This window comes from Aphanothece microscopica RSMan92 (assembly GCF_046613545.2).
Taxonomy (GTDB): domain Bacteria; phylum Cyanobacteriota; class Cyanobacteriia; order PCC-6307; family Cyanobiaceae; genus NIES-981.
Window position 1 is genome coordinate 1 of the sequence record NZ_JBKKKY020000057.1, and the last position, 16,915, is coordinate 16,915.

At 70.5% G+C, this 16,915-nt stretch carries 17 protein-coding genes and 1 pseudogene; 13 read left to right on the plus strand and 5 right to left on the minus strand.

Features of this window, described 5'->3' with window-relative positions; genetic code table 11:
• The 5 genes from ACLD7X_RS13190 to ACLD7X_RS13210 all read left to right on the plus strand — a co-directional run.
• The coding region (locus ACLD7X_RS13190; protein ID WP_411424112.1) for a cation diffusion facilitator family transporter at positions 1-661 on the plus strand (661 nt) is incomplete at its 5' end.
• Positions 654-1,166: a hypothetical protein gene (locus ACLD7X_RS13195; RefSeq protein ID WP_411424113.1), complete on the plus strand. Its 513-nt coding sequence runs from the start codon at positions 654-656 to the stop codon at positions 1,164-1,166. The genes ACLD7X_RS13190 and ACLD7X_RS13195, both read left to right, overlap by 8 nt.
• A gap of 16 nt (positions 1,167-1,182) precedes the next feature.
• Positions 1,183-1,719, plus strand: coding sequence for a hypothetical protein (locus ACLD7X_RS13200; protein WP_411424114.1), 537 nt, complete (start codon positions 1,183-1,185; stop codon positions 1,717-1,719).
• Positions 1,720-1,724: 5 nt separating this feature from the next.
• Positions 1,725-2,777, plus strand: a complete 1,053-nt coding sequence (gene trpS / locus ACLD7X_RS13205) for a tryptophan--tRNA ligase (RefSeq protein WP_411424115.1) — start codon at positions 1,725-1,727, stop codon at positions 2,775-2,777.
• Between the two features lie 295 nt (positions 2,778-3,072).
• Entirely contained in the window at positions 3,073-3,669 is a 597-nt protein-coding gene (locus ACLD7X_RS13210) for a glycoside hydrolase family 24 protein (RefSeq protein ID WP_412006697.1), read from the plus strand.
• 35 nt (positions 3,670-3,704) lie between these two features.
• On the opposite strand, the gene ACLD7X_RS13215 is transcribed toward ACLD7X_RS13210, so the two are convergent.
• Both ACLD7X_RS13215 and ACLD7X_RS13220 read right to left on the minus strand, forming a co-directional pair.
• The gene (locus ACLD7X_RS13215) at positions 3,705-4,148 is read right to left on the minus strand and encodes a TM2 domain-containing protein (protein ID WP_411424117.1); all 444 of its coding nucleotides are present in this window, start codon (positions 4,146-4,148) and stop codon (positions 3,705-3,707) included.
• Between the two features lie 64 nt (positions 4,149-4,212).
• Positions 4,213-4,650, minus strand: a complete 438-nt coding sequence (locus ACLD7X_RS13220; protein WP_411424118.1) for a DUF2605 family protein — start codon at positions 4,648-4,650, stop codon at positions 4,213-4,215.
• A 158-nt stretch (positions 4,651-4,808) separates the two neighbouring features.
• On the opposite strand from ACLD7X_RS13220, the gene thrS reads away from it, so the two are divergent.
• The 8 genes from thrS to ACLD7X_RS13260 all read left to right on the plus strand — a co-directional run bounded on the left by thrS (position 4,809) and on the right by ACLD7X_RS13260 (position 15,330).
• Positions 4,809-6,584, plus strand: coding sequence for a threonine--tRNA ligase (thrS, locus tag ACLD7X_RS13225; protein WP_411424128.1), 1,776 nt, complete (start codon positions 4,809-4,811; stop codon positions 6,582-6,584).
• 1 nt (position 6,585) lies between these two features.
• On the plus strand, positions 6,586-7,602 hold the full coding sequence (glk, locus tag ACLD7X_RS13230; protein ID WP_411424119.1) for a glucokinase: 1,017 nt from the start codon (positions 6,586-6,588) through the stop codon (positions 7,600-7,602).
• A gap of 136 nt (positions 7,603-7,738) precedes the next feature.
• Positions 7,739-8,698 carry a homoserine kinase gene (gene thrB, locus ACLD7X_RS13235; RefSeq protein ID WP_411424120.1) on the plus strand — a complete coding sequence of 320 codons (960 nt, stop codon included), beginning with the start codon at positions 7,739-7,741 and terminating at the stop codon, positions 8,696-8,698.
• Between the two features lie 59 nt (positions 8,699-8,757).
• Complete coding sequence (locus tag ACLD7X_RS13240; RefSeq protein WP_411424121.1) at positions 8,758-10,359, plus strand: NAD(P)H-quinone oxidoreductase subunit 4; 1,602 nt, start codon at positions 8,758-8,760, stop codon at positions 10,357-10,359.
• A gap of 53 nt (positions 10,360-10,412) precedes the next feature.
• Entirely contained in the window at positions 10,413-12,533 is a 2,121-nt protein-coding gene (locus ACLD7X_RS13245) for a M3 family metallopeptidase (protein WP_411424122.1), read from the plus strand.
• A gap of 29 nt (positions 12,534-12,562) precedes the next feature.
• Positions 12,563-13,672 (plus strand): phosphotransferase enzyme family protein, encoded by a 1,110-nt coding sequence (locus ACLD7X_RS13250; RefSeq protein ID WP_411424123.1) that lies wholly within the window; start codon positions 12,563-12,565, stop codon positions 13,670-13,672.
• The gene (locus ACLD7X_RS13255) at positions 13,672-14,277 is read left to right on the plus strand and encodes a DOMON-like domain-containing protein (RefSeq protein ID WP_411424124.1); all 606 of its coding nucleotides are present in this window, start codon (positions 13,672-13,674) and stop codon (positions 14,275-14,277) included. Before ACLD7X_RS13250 ends, ACLD7X_RS13255 begins: the two co-directional genes overlap by 1 nt.
• 21 nt (positions 14,278-14,298) lie before the next feature.
• Positions 14,299-15,330, plus strand: coding sequence for a hypothetical protein (locus tag ACLD7X_RS13260; protein ID WP_411424125.1), 1,032 nt, complete (start codon positions 14,299-14,301; stop codon positions 15,328-15,330).
• On the opposite strand, the gene ACLD7X_RS13265 is transcribed toward ACLD7X_RS13260, so the two are convergent.
• The 3 genes and pseudogenes from ACLD7X_RS13265 to ACLD7X_RS13275 all read right to left on the minus strand — a co-directional run.
• Entirely contained in the window at positions 15,284-16,264 is a 981-nt protein-coding gene (locus ACLD7X_RS13265; protein WP_411424126.1) for a polysaccharide pyruvyl transferase family protein, read from the minus strand. The two genes, ACLD7X_RS13260 and ACLD7X_RS13265, sit on opposite strands and share 47 nt — an antisense overlap.
• The gene (locus tag ACLD7X_RS13270; protein ID WP_411424127.1) at positions 16,261-16,653 is read right to left on the minus strand and encodes a dihydroneopterin aldolase; all 393 of its coding nucleotides are present in this window, start codon (positions 16,651-16,653) and stop codon (positions 16,261-16,263) included. Before ACLD7X_RS13270 ends, ACLD7X_RS13265 begins: the two co-directional genes overlap by 4 nt.
• Positions 16,650-16,915, minus strand: a pseudogene (locus tag ACLD7X_RS13275) (glutamate-5-semialdehyde dehydrogenase); the annotation flags it as partial. The pseudogene ACLD7X_RS13275 and the gene ACLD7X_RS13270, both read right to left, overlap by 4 nt.

Genomic DNA, 16,915 nt, shown 5'->3' on the forward strand with positions numbered 1-16,915 from the left:
TCCCTACGGGCACCAGAAATTCCGCACGGTGGGGGCCCTGGCCAGCGCCGCCCTGGTGCTGTTCGCCGGCGTCGAGATCCTGCAGGCCGCCACGACGCGGCTCATCGCCGGTCCGGCAGCGCCGGGCCTGGGGATCGGGAGCCTCGTGCTGCTGCTGGTCAGCCTGGCCCTCCAGGCCGTGCTCGCGGCCGGGGGACCGGGCCGCCGGGCCAGCGGCCGGGCCGGGCCACTCGCCCTGTCCACTCTGGTGCTAGCCAGCCTCGGCCTCCCGGCCCTCAACCGCATCGGCTGGATCGACACCGCCCTGGCCGTGGCGATCGCCCTGCTGCTGCTGCGCCAGGGCTGGCAGCTCCTGCGCCGCAACCTGCCCCAGCTGGTCGATCAGATCGCCATCGCGCCCGAGGCCATCCACGCCGTGGCCATGGCCATCCCCGGCGTGCTGAACTGCCATGACATCGCCAGCCGCGGTGTGATCGGACAGCTGGTGTTCATCGACATGCACATGGTGGTGGAGGCCGAGGACCTGCCGACCGCCCATCGAATCACCGAACTCGTGGAGGAGCACCTGGAGGCCCGCTTCGGGCCGGTGCGCTGCACGATCCACATGGAGCCCAGGGAATACGCCAGCAGCCAGATCACCTTCCGGGGGACCCATGGCTGAGACCTTGCCCGACCTGACGCCGCAGCAGTGGCGTCGGCTGCGGAGCTGGCAGCGGGAACTCGACGCGGCGACGCAGTGGCGGGGCGACCTGCCGGTGGTGCTGCTGGAGCGCTGCTGGTTGCGTCTGCGCGCCGTGCCGATCGAAGCCCTGGCCCGCGAACTCCCCCCCGATGCCAGCGCCGAGGCACCCGAACTCGTCCATTACCGCTCCCTGCTGTGCGGCGGTCTCGAGCCCTGGCAGGCCCAGCTGCTCTGCTGGCAGGAGTACGGGGCGGCCTCCTGCCAGGACGCTCTGCGCCGCTACTGGGAGCGGCAGGACGCCGGCAATGGCCACTGGACACTGGCGCGCTATCTGGCCCTGGTCGAGCGCTACCGGGCTGAACTGCAGCGGACCGCCCCCCGGGCACTGCCCCTGCTGGTCACGGCGCGCCACGGCAGCGGCGAAGCCCATCAGATCCATTGGCTCCAGCCCCGGCGCCAGTCGATGCGGCACACTTGCGCCTGACTCCAAGATGGCCGCCATGGCTGACGAAACGAGCACGCCCCAGCCCCACGGCGGCAGAGCTGGTGGACAGCGCGAGCCTGGGGGCCATCGGGAGCCTGGTGGCTTCCGCATCCGTCTGAGTGACAACGAGATGCGGGCTGCGCGCACCGTGCAGGAGACCTTCCGGCTGCGCTCGACCGTGGCCGTGCTCGGCTTCGCGGTCCGCACGATCGCCCAGCTGATCGAGGAGGGCAAGCTCGACGAACTGGTGGCCGAGGTCCGCAACCAGCCCCAGGGCCGGGAGGGTGCCCGCGGCACCCGCCGGCCTGCGGCTGGGGAGGGCCGCGGTCCCCGTCCGGAACGGGCCCCCAGGGTGGATCCCTTCGCCCGGCCCAGCAAGCCCAGGCCCGCCGTCGCCCCTGCCGAGGACGGAGCTGCCCAGGACGGAGCTGCCGAGCAGGGAGACACCGACCAGAGCCCAGCCCCTGGGGAAGCGCCGGTGGGCGAGGCCCCGGCCGACGCCGCTCCTGCAGAAGACGCGGCTCCTGCCGACGACACCGCCAAGGAGAGCTGATCGCCATGGCCAGACCGCGGGTTCTCTCCGGTGTCCAGCCCACCGGCGCCCTGCATCTGGGCAACTGGCTCGGAGCCATCCGCAACTGGGTCGGCCTCCAGGCAAGCCACGACACCTTCTTCTGTGTGGTGGATCTCCATGCGATCACCGTGCCCCATCAGCCCGGCCAGCTGGCGGAGGACACGCTGACCACGGCGGCTCTCTACCTGGCCTGCGGGATCGATCCGGCCCGCTCCACCGTGTTCGTGCAGAGCCACGTGCCGGCCCACAGCGAACTCTGCTGGCTGCTGAACTGCGTCACGCCGCTCAACTGGCTGGAGCGGATGATCCAGTTCAAGGAGAAGGCCGTCAAACAGGGCGACCAGGTCTCGGCGGGCCTGCTCGACTATCCGGTGCTGATGGCGGCGGACATCCTTCTGTATGACGCCGATCTCGTTCCGGTCGGTGAAGACCAGAAACAGCACCTGGAGCTGGCCCGCGACATCGCCCAGCAACGCATCAACGCCCGCTTCGGGGAGCGGGACGGCGCCGGTGAGGTCCTCTCCATCCTCAAGGTGCCCGAGCCGCTGATCCTCAGCGAGGGAGCCCGGGTCATGAGCCTCACCGATGGCCGCAGCAAGATGAGCAAGAGCGATCCCAACGAGGGATCGCGGATCACCCTGCTGGACCCCCCCGAGCTGATCACGCGGAAGATCAAGCGAGCCAAGACCGATCCCACCATGGGGCTGGAATTCGGCAATCCGGAGCGGCCGGAGGCGGACAATCTGCTGGGCCTCTACGCCGCGCTCAGCGGGCTCGGACGGGAGCGCGCCGCCACCGACTGCGCCGCCATGGGATGGGGGAGGTTCAAGCCCCTCCTGGCGGAAGCCACCATCGAGGCGCTCCGGCCCGTGCAGCAGCGCTACCAGGAGCTGCGGGCCGAGCCCGCCCTGCTCCACGACGTGCTGGCCGAGGGCCGCGAACGGGCCGCCGCGGTGGCCGGGGCCACGCTCGAGCGGGTGCGCGCGAGCCTCGGCTTTCTGCCGCCGGGGCCAGGGGATCGAGCCCGAGCCGCTTAACAGTCTGTTCATGATTGATCAGCCGATCTGATCCATCCCCGCGCTGGAGCTGGTCTCGCCAGTGACGGGCCCGCGTCGACGCCATCGACGCGGAAAACCAGTGACTCTCAGGCCTGACGCCTGAGACTCAGCCTGAACGCCTCTCTGCAAGCACAACACGACGGCCTTGTCCACCCCCCACCCCATGGGGGTGGCCGCCGTGACCCCCCATTCATCAGCTTGGCCCGACTCGCCTGATCCGGGTCTGACCGTTTCCGCTCCCAAGCCAAGCCGCCGCGCAACCAGCAACCGGCCGATGGCCCTGGCCCTCTGCCTGGCTGCAGTCCTTCCCACGCCCCTGGCCGCGTCTGCCACCCTGCCCGGCGGTCCTGCGAAGCTGGCGGCCACCCAAACGGTGCAGCAGGGCTCGGGGCCCTACGCGATCACCCCGGAACGCCGGGCCCTGCTGGAGACGATCCGCTTCGCGGAAGGCACCTGGAAGGACGGCAGGCCCGAGGGCTACCGGGTGCTCTACGGGGGTGGCCTGTTCGCCAGCCTCGCGCGGCATCCCGAGATCACCGTGCGGCGGCGCTACACCAGTGCGGCCGCCGGGGCCTACCAGTTCCTGCCCGGGACCTGGCACGAAGTCTCCAGGCGGCTCAGGCTGCGGAGCTTCGAGCCCCACAACCAGGACCAGGCCGCCCTCCACCTGATCCAGCGGCGCCGCGCCCTGCAGCTGTTCGATCAGCAGGGGCTGGGCACGGAGGTGATGGCACGGCTGGCTCCGGAGTGGGCCTCCCTGCCCGCCCGCCATGGCGGCAGCTATTACGGCCAGCCGGTGAAGAGCCGCTACGAGCTGCTCAACTTCTACCGGATCGCCCTGGTCCGCGCCCGGCAGTCCGCGGCCACCTGAGCCACCCCTGCGGGGAGGGACTCCTGGCTAGGAACTCAGGGCTCCCGGTAAACCACCCGGCCCCGCTCGTCGTTGCCCACATCCAGGAGATGGGCATGGAGCAGCTTCTCGATCTCGCGACGCAGCTGCTCGCTCTCGAGCCCCCCCTGGGGTTGCACCTCCAGGACCGCATCATTGAGGGTGAAGCCCCGCTCACCGCTGCGGCGGGCGAGCTGGAGCAGCTGGATCTCCGCGGAGGTGCCCGAGCCCCGCAGGGCCGGCACGACGTTGGCCTGCTCCACCAGCTCGGGCATGAGCAGCAGATCCACCAGCTGGCCGAGGAAGCACAGACCGAAGGTGAGCAGGTAGAGGGTGCCGCTCAGGGGCTTGCGGTTGTAGAAGCGCTGCAGGCCGCAGACCCCCACCAGCCCCAGGGCCCAGAGCAGGTAGGCCATGCCGAGGTGGCGGCGTTCCAGCCGGGCCAGGCTCTGGGGTCTCACGGTGCTGTCCGGGGTCTCACAGTGCTGTCCGGGGTCTCATGGTGCGGTCCAGGGCGACAACGGCTCAGGAAGGGCCGGGGCCAGGCCCATCCTCCCGGCCTGGAGGGTCCAGGCGCGGATCAGGGGACAGCATTCCCCCCGGCATGGAGGGCAGAGCGGGCCAGTCCATGGGCGGCAGATCCACGCCGCTGCGACGCAGACAGGCGGAGAGGGACCACACCCGCATCACCAGCTGATGCCAGGGCGCCAGGGAGTCCATGCCGAGGGCCATGGGCACCGGCACGGCGCGGCGCAGGCTCGTGGCGGCGGCCAGTTGGCGGCTGGCCTCGGCCAGGCTCTCGCGCAGGGCCTGCCGCTGCTCCGCCCCCATCACACTGTCCGGGCAGAGATCGAGCAGCAACTCACCCCGACTGAACCAGACGCGGAAATCGGCCAGGAGCGACCCCAGCAGGTGCTCCAGCAGGTCAGCCGCAGGCTCCTGGGGGGAGGGCGAAGGGCTCATCGGATCAGCCTAGAAGGGCTGCGTAGGATCGGCTTTCGCCGTTGCCTCCGCTGCCAGTGCCCGCCTCCGCGCCCGCGTCCCATCCCTCCCAGGAAGCGCCGGGTGTGCAGCCGAGCCGAGCCGCCGCGGGGCCACCCTCCCCCACCCCTGCGGTTCAGCTGCCGAAGACGAGCGAGAGCGAGCCACTGCTGCGCATCCGCCATTCCATGAGCCACGTGATGGCCATGGCGGTGCAGAAACTGTTTCCCAAGGCGCAGGTGACCATCGGTCCCTGGACCGAGAACGGCTTCTATTACGACTTCGACAGCCCCGATGCCTTCACCGAGGCCGATCTCAAGGCCATCAAGAAGGAGATGATCAAGATCATCAACAGGAAGTTGCCGCTCGAGCGGATCGAGGTGAGCCGCGCTGAGGCCGAAAGCCGGATCAGGGCCCAGAACGAGCCCTACAAGCTGGAGATCCTGGCGGGCATCACCGAACCGATCACCCTGTACACCCTGGGCGAGGAGTGGTGGGACCTCTGCGCCGGGCCCCACGTGGCCCACACCGGCGAGCTGAATGCCAAGGCCTTCGAGCTGGAGAGCGTGGCCGGCGCCTACTGGCGCGGCGATGAACACAACGCCCAGCTGCAGCGCATCTACGGCACCGCCTGGGAGACCCCCGAGCAGCTGGCCGAGCACCAGCGGCGCAAGGCGGAGGCCCTGCGGCGTGACCACCGCCGTCTCGGCACCGATCTCGAGTTGTTCTCGATCGAGGATGAGGCGGGCGCCGGTCTGGTGTTCTGGCATCCCCGCGGCGCCCGCATGCGCCTGTTGATCGAGGACCTCTGGCGGGAGCTGCACTTCGCCGCCGGCTACGAGCTGCTCTACACCCCCCACGTGGCCGACATCAGCCTGTGGAAGACCTCCGGCCACCTGGACTTCTACAGCGAGAGCATGTTCGGCCCGATGCAGGTGGATGAGCGGCAGTACCAGCTCAAGCCGATGAACTGCCCCTTCCATGTGCTGACCTACGCCAGCACCCTGCGCAGCTACCGGGAACTGCCGATCCGCTGGGCCGAGCTGGGCACCGTGTACCGCTATGAGCGCCCGGGGGTGATGCACGGCCTGATGCGGGTGCGCGGCTTCACCCAGGACGACGCCCACGTGTTCTGCCTGCCGGAGCAGATCACGGACGAAATCCTGGCGATCCTCGATCTCACCGAGCAGATTCTCTCGGCCTTCGACTTCCGCAGCTACGAGATCAACCTCTCCACCCGCCCCGAGAAATCGATCGGCGAGGACGCCGTCTGGGAGCTGGCCACCCAGGGGCTGATCGAGGCCCTGAACCGCAAGGGCTGGGCCTACAAGGTCGACGAGGGGGGTGGCGCCTTCTACGGTCCCAAGATCGACCTCAAGATCGAGGACGCCATCGGCCGGATGTGGCAGTGCTCCACCATCCAGCTGGACTTCAACCTGCCGGAGCGCTTCGCGCTCGAGTACGTGGCGGCCGATGGCAGCCGCCAGAGGCCGATCATGATCCACCGGGCCATTTTCGGCTCGCTGGAACGGTTCTTCGGGATCATGACCGAGAACTACGCCGGCGATTTCCCCTTCTGGCTCGCCCCGGAGCAGATCCGCCTGCTGCCGGTCACCGACGAGGTGCGTCCCTTCGCCGAGAGGTTGCTGGAGCAGCTCAGGGCCGCCGGGGTGCGGGCGAGCATCGACCACTCCGGGGACCGGCTCGGCAAGCTGATCCGCACCGGCGAGCAGATGAAGATCCCGGTGCTCGGGGTGATCGGCGCCAAGGAGGCCGAGTCGGGCCAGGTGAGCCTGCGCAGCCGTCGCGACGGGGACCTCGGGGCGGTGCCCCTCGCCACGCTGCTGGCGGCGGCCGGACGGGCGAATGGGGAACGGGCCGCCGGGCTGGGATTGCCCGCCGCGGCGACAGCCTGAGATGGCCGCCCTGCTGGCCGGCGACATCGGCGGCACCAAAACCCTGCTGGCCCTGTACAGCGCCGAGCCGCACGGCGAACTGCGGCTGCTGGCCAGCCAGCGCTACGTCTCCGCCGAGTGGCCGGACCTGGCGCCGATGGTGGCCGACTTCCTGGCCGGAAGCGAGGGGTCTGGAGATCCTGGCCAGGGGCAGAAGCCCCTGCCCGCCGCCGCCTGCTTCGCGGTGGCCGGCCCCGTGGAGGGCGGCTCGGCCCGGCTCACCAACCTGCCCTGGCAGCTCTCCGAGAGCAGGCTCGCCGCCGGGACGGGGATCGGCCGGCTGGAACTGGTCAACGACTTCGCCGTGCTGGTGTATGGCTTGCCCCATCTCCAGGCCGACCAGCAGGCCGTGATCCAGCCCGGCCAGGGCATCGCCGGCGAGCCCTTGCTGGTGCTGGGCGCCGGCACGGGCCTCGGGGTGGCCTTCGGGATCCCGGCCGAGGGGGCGCTGTTGGCCCTGGCCAGTGAGGCGGCCCATGGCGAATTCGCCCCGCGCAGCACAGCCGAATGGGAGCTCAAGCAGTGGCTGCTGGCCGATCTGGCGCTGGAGCGGCTCTCGATCGAGCGGGTGGTGAGCGGCACCGGCCTGGGGCATGTGGCGCGCTGGCTGCTGCACTGCCGCCATCCGGCCGGCGACCATCCCCTCGCCGGCGAGGCGGAGGACCTGCCGGCGGCGGTCGCCGCTGCCGCCGGCCGTGGCGATCCCCTCGCCACGGAGGCCCTGGAGCTGTGGCTGGGCGCCTACGGGAGTGTCTGCGGTGACCTCGCCCTGACGGGGCTGTGCCGCGGTGGGATCTGGCTGGCCGGCGGCACCGCCGGCAAGCTCCTCGAGGCCCTGCGCGGCCCGAGCTTCCGGCAGGCGTTCCTGGCCAAGGGCCGACTTGGACGCGTGCTCGAACCGATTCCGATCACTGCCGTGGTGGATCCGGCCATCGGCCAGTTCAGCGCCGCCTGTCGGGCGCGGATGCTGATGAACTAGCGGTGCTCATGACCTAGCTGTGCTCATGACCTGGCGGTGCTCATCAACTGGCGGTGCTGATGGGCTGGACGTGCCGACAATGCCCCCGGTCGGCCGGCGGGTGAACTGAGACACTGGGCCGAGCAGTGTTGAACACATGGTGCGCCCCCGGGTCGGCCAAGGGGTCGTCGTTCACGTCCCTGCCACCACGGCGAATGTGGGACCAGGCTTCGACTGTCTGGGCGCCGCCCTGGAGCTCGACAACGTCTTCCAGATGCGCTGCATCGAGGGCGGCAGCCAGCGCTTCGATCTGATCATCGAGGGGCCGGAAGGGGCCCATCTGCGCGGCGGGCCCGACAACCTCGTCTACCGCGCCGCCCAGCGGGTCTGGAAGGAGGCCCAGGAGGAGCCCGTCGGCCTGGAGGCCCGCGTGCGGCTGGCGGTCCCCCCCGCCCGGGGTCTCGGCAGCAGCGCCACCGCGATCGTGGCGGGCCTGATGGGGGCCAATGCCCTGGTGGGCGAACCGCTCAGCAAGGAAAAACTGCTGGAGCTGGCGATCGACATCGAGGGCCACCCCGACAACGTGGTGCCCTCCCTGGTGGGCGGCCTCTGCATGACGGCCAAGGCCGCCTCCCATCGCTGGCGCGTGGTGCGCTGCGAATGGTCGCCCGATGTGGTGGCGGTGGTGGCGATCCCTGCGATCCGCCTGACGACGAGCGAGGCGCGGCGGGCGATGCCCAAGGCCATTCCGGTGGGTGACGCGGTGATCAATCTGGGTGCCCTGACCCTGCTGCTGCAGGGGTTGCGGACCGGCAACGGCGACCTGATCACCGACGGGATGCACGACCGGCTGCACGAGCCCTACCGCTGGGGGCTGATCGCCGGAGGCCGGCAGGTCCGGGAGGCCGCCCTCGAGGCGGGGGCCTGGGGATGCGTGATCAGCGGCGCCGGCCCCAGCCTGCTCGCCCTCTGCCGCCGGGAGGTGGCCCAGCCGGTGAGCCAGGCGATGGTGCGCGCCTGGCACCGCGCCGGGGTGGAATCCCGTTCGGAGGTGCTGAGCGTGCAGCACGAGGGCAGCCGCTGGGAGCCGCTGCCGGATCAGACCCGCCCAGCATGAGTAGATCTACCCAGCTGGCAGGGTGAGACTGATAAGTTCATGGCCATCAACGCTTCGCCATGAGTGAGGGGATCGGAATGGACGCCAACCTGGCTCTGATGGCCGCGTCCGTACCCGACTCCCCGGGAGGAGCTGCCTTTCCCTGGCTGAGCCTGATCGTTCTGCTCCCGGCCGCGGTGGCCCTGCTCATGCCCCTGCTGCCGGGGGATGGCAACGACCCCCGCTGGCCCCGCACCCTGGCCCTCGGCGCCCTGGCGGTGGACCTGGGCCTGATGGTGGTCTGCTTCAGCCAGCACTTCGATGGCTCCCTCAGCCAGCTCCAGCTGGTCGAGCGGCTGCGCTGGGTGCCGGCACTGGGTCTGGAATGGTCCCTGGGGGCCGACGGGCTCTCGGCACCGCTGGTGGTGCTCTCCGGTCTGGTCACCCTGCTGTCAGTCGCCGCCAGCTGGAACATCAACCGCAAGACCCGTCTCTACTTCGCGCTGATGCTCGTGCAGGCGTCGGCGCAGGGCCTGGTGTTCCTCTCGCAGGATTTCCTGCTCTTCTTCCTGGCGTGGGAACTCGAGCTGGTGCCCGTCTATCTGCTGATCGCCATCTGGGGCGGCCAGCAGCGCCAGTACGCGGCCACCAAGTTCATCCTCTACACCGCCACGGCCTCGCTGCTCATCCTGGTGAGCGGACTCGCCCTGGCCTTCTCCGGTGAGTTCAGCTTCAACCTCACCGAGCTCGCCTCCCGGAGTCCCGGCGGGGCCTTCGGGCTGCTCTGCTACCTCGGCTTCCTGATCGGCTTCGGCGTGAAGCTGCCGATGTTCCCGCTCCACACCTGGCTGCCCGATGCCCACGGCGAGGCGAATGCGCCGGTGTCGATGCTGCTGGCCGGCGTGCTTCTCAAGATGGGGGGCTATGCGCTGCTGCGGTTCAACGTGCAGATGCTGCCGGAAGCCCACCTCACCCTGGCACCGGCGCTCGTCGTGCTCGGGATCGTCAACATCGTCTACGGCGCGCTCAACGCCTTCGCTCAGGACAACGTCAAGCGGCGCATCGCCTGCAGCTCGGTGAGCCACATGGGCTTCGTGCTGCTCGGCATCGGTGCCATCGACGCCCTCGGCATGAGCGGCGCCATGCTCCAGATGATCAGCCATGGTCTGATCGCCGCCGCCATGTTCTTCATCACCGGCGTGTTCTACGAGCGCACCAAGACCCTCTCGATTCCCAACATGGGTGGTCTGGCCAAGGCACTGCCGATCACCTTCGCCTTCTTCCTGGCCAGCTCCCTGGCCTCCCTGGCCCTGCCCGGCATGAGCGGCTTCGTGAGCGAGATCACCGTGTTTCTGGGCGTGACCGCCAACGACGGCTTCACGATCGGCTTCCGGGTGATCACGATCGTGCTCGCCGCGATCGGCCTGGTGCTCACCCCGGTGTACCTGCTGAGCCTCTGCCGCCGCGTCTTCTTCGGGCCCAGGATCCCCGCCCTCGCGGTGGTGGGGGACATGAATCCCAGGGAGCTGATGATCGGCCTCACCCTGCTGGTGCCCACCCTGGTGATCGGCTTCTGGCCGCGGGTGGCGATCGACTTCTACGAAGCCAGCACCAACGCCCTCGCCGGTGGGCTGGCCACGGTCACCACCGTCGCCGTGGATCGGATCTCCGTCCTGGGCTGAGCCCCGACCGCCCCCGTCGATCCGCTGGAATGGGGCCCAGCCGTCCCCACCCGATGGGCCCTTCGACCGCCACCCTTCCCCTGCTCGCCGGCCGGGGGCTTCCCCGCTTCGACGCGATCACCGCCGAACAGGTCAACGAGGCCATTCCAGCCCTGCTGGACGAGCTGAATGCCGAGCTCTCGTCCCTGGAAGCCCGCCTGCAGGAACTGCTGGCCCGACCGGAGCGCAACCTGGGCTGGGATGAGGTGATGGATCCCCTCCATCACCTCGGTGAACGGCTGCGCTGGAGCTGGGGGGTGGTGAGCCACCTCAACGGGGTCTGCAACACGCCGGAGTTGCGGCAGGCCTACCAGCAGCAGCAGGGTGCCGTGGTGGCCTTCGGCAGCCGTGCCGGCCAGAGCCGGGTGATCTTCCAGGCCCTGGAGCGGCTGGAGGCCCAGCATGACCGCAGCGCCGAGGGCCAGCCCGGCCACCTCGATGGCGTGCAGAGGCGCATCCTGGAGGCCGAACAACGGGACATGCGGCTGCGGGGTGTCGGCCTGGAGGGGGCTGAGCAGGCGGCCTTCAACCAGGCCACCGCCGAGCTGGCGAGCCTCGCCACCGACTTCGGCAACCACGTGCTCGACGCCACCAACGGCTGGAGCCTGACCCTCTCCAGCGAGGAGGACCTGGCCGGCCTGCCCCAGAGCCTGCGGGAGCTGCTCGCCCAGGCCGCAGAGGAAGCCGGCGAAACCGGGTGGCGGATGGGACTCGACATGCCACGGGTGGTGCCGTTCCTCAAGTACAGCCAGCGGCGGGATCTGCGGGAGACCGTCTACCGCGCCCAGGTGAGCCGGGCCTCCCGGGGTGACCTCGACAACCGGCCCCTGATCGAACGGATCCTCGCCCTGCGGCTGGAGCAGGCGCGGCGCCTGGGCTATCCCAACTGGGCAGCGGTGAGCCTCGCCTCGAAGATGGCGGACTCGGTGGACGCGGTGGAACAGCTGCTGGAGGAACTCCGGGCGGCGGCCCTGCCGGCCGCCCGGCAGGAGGTGGAGGCGCTGCGGGAGTGTGCCCGCCGCCATGGTGCGCCGGAGGCCGATGAGCTGCGCCCCTGGGATGTCAGCCACTGGGCCGAGGTGCTGCGGCGGGAGACCTTCGAGCTCGACGCCGAGGCGCTGCGACCCTGGTTCCCCCTGGAACAGGTGCTGCAGGGCCTGTTCGGCCTCTGCCAGCGCCTGTTCGACATCCGCATCGTGGCCACCCGGGACGAGGCGCCCGTCTGGCATGGGGACGTGCGCTACTTCCGCGTGCTCGATGGGGCCAGCGGCGAACCCCTGGCAGGCTTCTACCTGGATCCCTACAGCCGTCCGGGCAGCAAGCGCGGCGGCGCCTGGATGGATGAGTGCCTGGGCCGTTCCCGGACGCGGGAGGGGGACCAGGTCCTCCCGGTGGCCTACCTGATCTGCAACCAGAGTCCGCCGGTGGGCAGCACCCCCAGCCTGATGACCTTCGAGGAGGTCGAGACCCTCTTCCACGAGTTCGGCCACGGCCTGCAGCACATGCTCACCACCGTGGAGCGGCCCCAGGCCGCTGGCATCAACAACGTCGAGTGGGATGCGGTGGAGCTGCCCAGCCAGTTCATGGAGAACTGGTGCTACGACCGCGCCACCCTGATGGGCATGGCCCGCCACTGGCAGAGCGGCGAGCCCCTGCCCGAGTCCGATTACCACAAACTCCTGGCGGCGCGAACCTTCATGGGGGGCAGTGCGACCCTGCGCCAGGTGCACTTCGCCCTCACCGACCTGCGGCTCCACAGCCAGTGGAGCCCGGACGACGGCCGCAGTCCGGATGCCCTGCGGCGGGAGATCGCCCGCAGCACCACTGTGCTCGAACCGATCGAGGAGGATGCCTTTCTCTGCGCCTTCAGCCACATCTTCGCTGGCGGCTACGCGGCCGGGTACTACTCCTACAAGTGGGCCGAGGTGCTCAGTGCCGACGCCTTCAGCGCCTTTGAGGAGGTGGGGCTGGATCAGGGTGAGGCCATCGTGGCCACCGGCCGGCGGTTCCGGGAGACCGTGCTGAGCCTGGGGGGAAGCCGGTCGCCGGCGGAGATCTTCGAGACGTTCCGGGGCCGGCAGCCCAGCACGGACGCCCTGATCCGCCATTCCGGACTGGTGGAGACTGCCGGCTGAGCCCTTCCCCTGGCCGGCAGGATGGGGGGATGCACAGCCCAAGCCTGGCCGGCCTGGCCGAACGGTTCGCGATCGCCGGTCCCGTGGCGACGGTGGCACCGCTCGGCAACGGCAATGTGAACGAGACGTTCCTGGTCACCACGGAACCGGGCGAGCGCTACGTGCTGCAGCGGATCAACACCGAGGTGTTCCACCAGCCCGCCCTGGTGATGGGGAACATCGCTGCCCTGGCCAGCCACATCGCAGCCGGGGGGGCCAACGCGGCCGCCGGGCCTGCCGACTGGCAGCTGCCCCGGGCCGTCCCCCTGGCCGACCGCGCCGCCGCCCCGGCCCCCGGCAACTGGCTGGAGCTGAACGGTCAGGCCTGGCGCCTGCTCACCCACGTCAGCGGAGCGACCAGTTTCGACACCATCCAGGACGGGACCCACGCCGCCGAGGTGGGCCGCGCCCTGGGGGTGTTCCATCGCCTGATCCACGACCTGCCCACCGCTGAGCTGGCCGACACCCTGGAGGGTTTTCACATCACGCCCCGGTACCTGGCGGACTACCGGCGCAGCCTGGCCGCCAGCCGGGTGGCCCGCTGCGACGAGGCCGAGCACTGCATCGCGTTCGTGGCCGCGCGGGAGTCCCTGGCCTCCGTGCTGGAGGACGCCAGGGCGCGGGGGGAGCTGCAGCCCCGGCCGATCCATGGCGACCCGAAGGTCAACAACGTGATGGTCGACAGCAGCAGCGGCCGGGCGGTCGCCCTGGTCGATCTCGACACGGTGAAGCCCGGCCTGGTCCACTACGACATCGGGGACTGCCTGCGATCGGGCTGCAACCGTGCCGGCGAAGACGCAGGCGATCTCAGCGCCGTGCACTTCGATCTCGGGCTGGGCCGGCAGATCCTCGGCGCCTACCTGAACGAGGCCCGCGGCTTCCTCACGGCGGCCGACTTCGATCACCTCTACGACGCCATCCGCCTGATCGCCTTCGAGCTGGGGCTTCGCTTCTTCAGCGACCACCTGGCAGGGAACCGCTACTTCCGCTGCCGCCATCCCCGCCACAACCTCGCGCGCGCCCTGGTGCAGTTCCGTCTCACCGAGAGCATCGAGGCCCAGGAACCCGCCCTGCGGGCCCTGATCGAGGAGCTCCGCTGATGCTGGGGCACACCGTGCGGCTGCACCCCTTCGCGCCGGCCGATCCAGCCACCTCGGCCACCGCCTCGGTCGCCACCTCGGTCACCGCCTCGATCTCCCTGGAGCGTCCGGCAGGGCGAGGGCCAGTGCTGCGCCTGGCGTTCCGGCTGAGCTGGCCGGACGCCACCGCCCTGCGGTTGCCGCCACCCGCCGATCCTCCCGGGCGGCGGGATGGTCTGTGGGAGCACACCTGTCTGGAGTGCTTCCTGGCCGCTGCGGACGAGCCCGCCTACTGGGAGATCAACCTGTCCCCCGGCGGCGACTGGAACGTCTACCGCCTCGAGGCCTACCGCCAGGGGCTGCAACCCGACGCGGATTACCCCGCCCTGCCCTTCACCTGCCGCAGGAGCGCGGCGGAGCTGGAGATGGCGCTGCACTGCCCGCTGCCCGCGGCACTCCACGGCGTCGACGCGCTGGTCTGGAATCCCACCGCCGTGCTCGAGGCCAGCGATGGCAGCCTGAGCTACTGGGCCCCGCGCCACGCCTCGGCTGCCCCCGACTTCCACGACCGCACCCTCTGGATGCGGACCCCGCCCCCGGGCGACGCCCCAGCGATGGCCCAGTGACGACCCAGTGACGACCCCGCGATGACCCTGGCCCCTGCGACGAGCGGGCGGAGCGCCACCGACCAGGCCTTCGGCATCGTGGTGGTGCACCGCTCCCCCAGCCCCTACCTCGCCGTCTGCCTGCGGCAGGCAAAACTCTGGAATCCCCATTGCCCCGTGGTGCTGGCCGGGGATGCCAGCAACCGGTCCATGGCCGTGGATCGCTTCATCGCCATCGACGCCCTCGAGCGCACCCCCGCCCACAGCAGCTTCCTGAGCGACTACCGCCACTACAGCCCCTGGCAGAGCCAGGACTGGGAGAGGTTCTGCATCGAGCGCTGGTTCGTCGTGCTGGCGGTGATGCGCCGGGAGGGGTGGGACCACTGCCTGGCGCTCGATTCGGACGTGCTGCTGTTCTGTGATGCCGCCAGCGAGTCGCGCGACAGCCGCAGCGCGGCCGTGGTGCTCAGCCGCTGGGACGCCCAGCGGGCACTGCCCCACTGCACCTACATCAATCAGCGCGGCGCCCTGGAGGCATTCTGCGATCACATTGCCGCGACCTACCGCAGTGAATCCCGGCTGACCGCCCTGAAGGCCAGGAACCAGAAGAAGCTCGATCGCTACTGGATCTCCGACATGTCGCTCTGGCAGGACTGGGCGGAGCGCACGTCCCATCGGGTGCAGATCCGCGACCCCCTGCCGACGGCGGGTGCCGCCTACGACAGCTGCATCGAGACCGTGGAGGGGTTCCAGCGCAGCAACCCCCTGCCGCTGCTGGTGCGGCCGTGGAAACGGATCGTCTTTCGGCAGGGACGCCCGCTGGCCTTCCGGCGGCAGGACGGGCGGCCCCTGGCGCTGAACTGCGTGCACTACCACGGCCGCTTCAAGGCCCTGATGGAGCGTCACGCCAGGGGCCGCAACGACGGGCTGGTGGCTGGCCTGATCCTGCTCAGGGAGAAGCTGAAGGCCTACCCGCCCAAGCTGCGCCGGGGAGCCCGGGGTTACGGCGAGGCCCTGCGCCGGCGGCTCAGGGGCCGCTCGGCCCCGGCGGGTCAGCCGTCACCGCGGCCCTGACCATCGCCACCGAAGCCTCGAGGGCCTGCCCGGCCAGCTCCAGCAGACGCGCCTGGGTCGAGGCCAGGGTCTGCAGGGGGGGGTGTTCGAGCAGCTCCGTGATGAGCTCCCGGAGCTGCTCGGGCGTGCAGGCCTCGGCCTGGAACAGATGGGGCCAGCCGGTCCGGCCCAGCACCTCGGTGAGCTTGCCGCCCGCGGCGATCTGGTCGATGGCGATCACCGGCACCGCCTCCGCCAGCGCCAGCAGCGAGCCGTGCAACCGGGTGGTCAGCAGCAGATCGACCGAGGCGATCCGTTGCTGGATGGCCTCCGGCGGATTGCTAGGCGTGAGCACGGTGTCGATCAGGACGACCTGCGGACCGGTCGCCCCGACCGCGGCATGGATCAGCTCAGCGGCGCGGCCGGAGTGATCGCGGCTGGCGCCATAGTCCTTCTGGGGGCCGCGGAGGCAGATGCCCACCCGGGCGTCGGCCAGGCTTGCGGGGCGTGGCCGCTGGCGGGGATCCCGGCAGCTGTGCACCGCCAGATCGAAACTGGCGCCTGGAACGCCGTCCCGGGCCACCACGGCGGCGAGCTGGCTGTTCACGGCCTGCTGACTCTCCAGCAGGCTCACCCCGGCGGCGAGCTTTCGGCTGCCGCGACAGAGCCGCAGCAGCCGCTTCACCCGCTTGGTGCCGACCAGGGGACCGCACACGAAGACGAGGGTGCGGATCCGGGGAGCCAATCCAAAGGGATGGCGGGTGGCGCAGTGGCCCGGACCGGCGTGGCTCGGGTGGGACAGCACCGTGTGCTCCAGGCCGGCCGCCGTCAGGGCCTCGGAGAGGTTGTCCACCGCCAGGCGGTCCCCCAGCGTCGCCCCCCGCGGCCAGGTGCCCCACCACACCAGCACGACCGGTGCAAAGTGGCGGGGCGGCGGAAAGAGGCGGAAGATCACGGCCGGCCCCCGGCCAGCGCCGCCGGCCAGTGCCGTTGCCGGGTGACGGAGACCCGACCGCTGAACCCCGCCACCGGCGCCGCACACTTGCGCAGTTCCAGCTGGATCGGCACCGGCCCATAGAGGGCTTCGACCAGATCCAGCATCCGCTCGCTGTAGTGCTCGAGGGTCCGGCAGACCGTGGTGCGGGCCAGGTGCTGCAAGGCGGTGATCAGGCGGCTGTAATCGAGACTGGCGCCCAGGTCATCCCCCCGGGCGGCCGCGCCCAGGTCGGCCAGGAGGGTGGCCTCGAGCTCGAACCACTGCCCCAGCGCCCGCTCCTCCTCCAGCACGCCCACGTGGGCCCAGAGCCGCAGCCCCTGCACGGTGATGCGATCCAGGCTGCTCACAGGGGCAGGGGCCGATGGCTGAAGTGCCGCTCGCCACGGGCGTAGTCCGCCGCGATGTGGCCCTCGCCGCGGAGGCGGTAGCGGTAGGTCACGAGCCCCTCGAGCCCCACCGGCCCCCGGGGCGGGAGGGTCTGGGTGCTGATGCCCACCTCGGCGCCGAAGCCGTAGCGGAAGCCGTCGGCGAACCGGGTGGAACAGTTGAGATAGACCCCCGCACTGTCCACCGCCGCCAGGAACCGCTCGGCCGCGACCGGATCGGTGG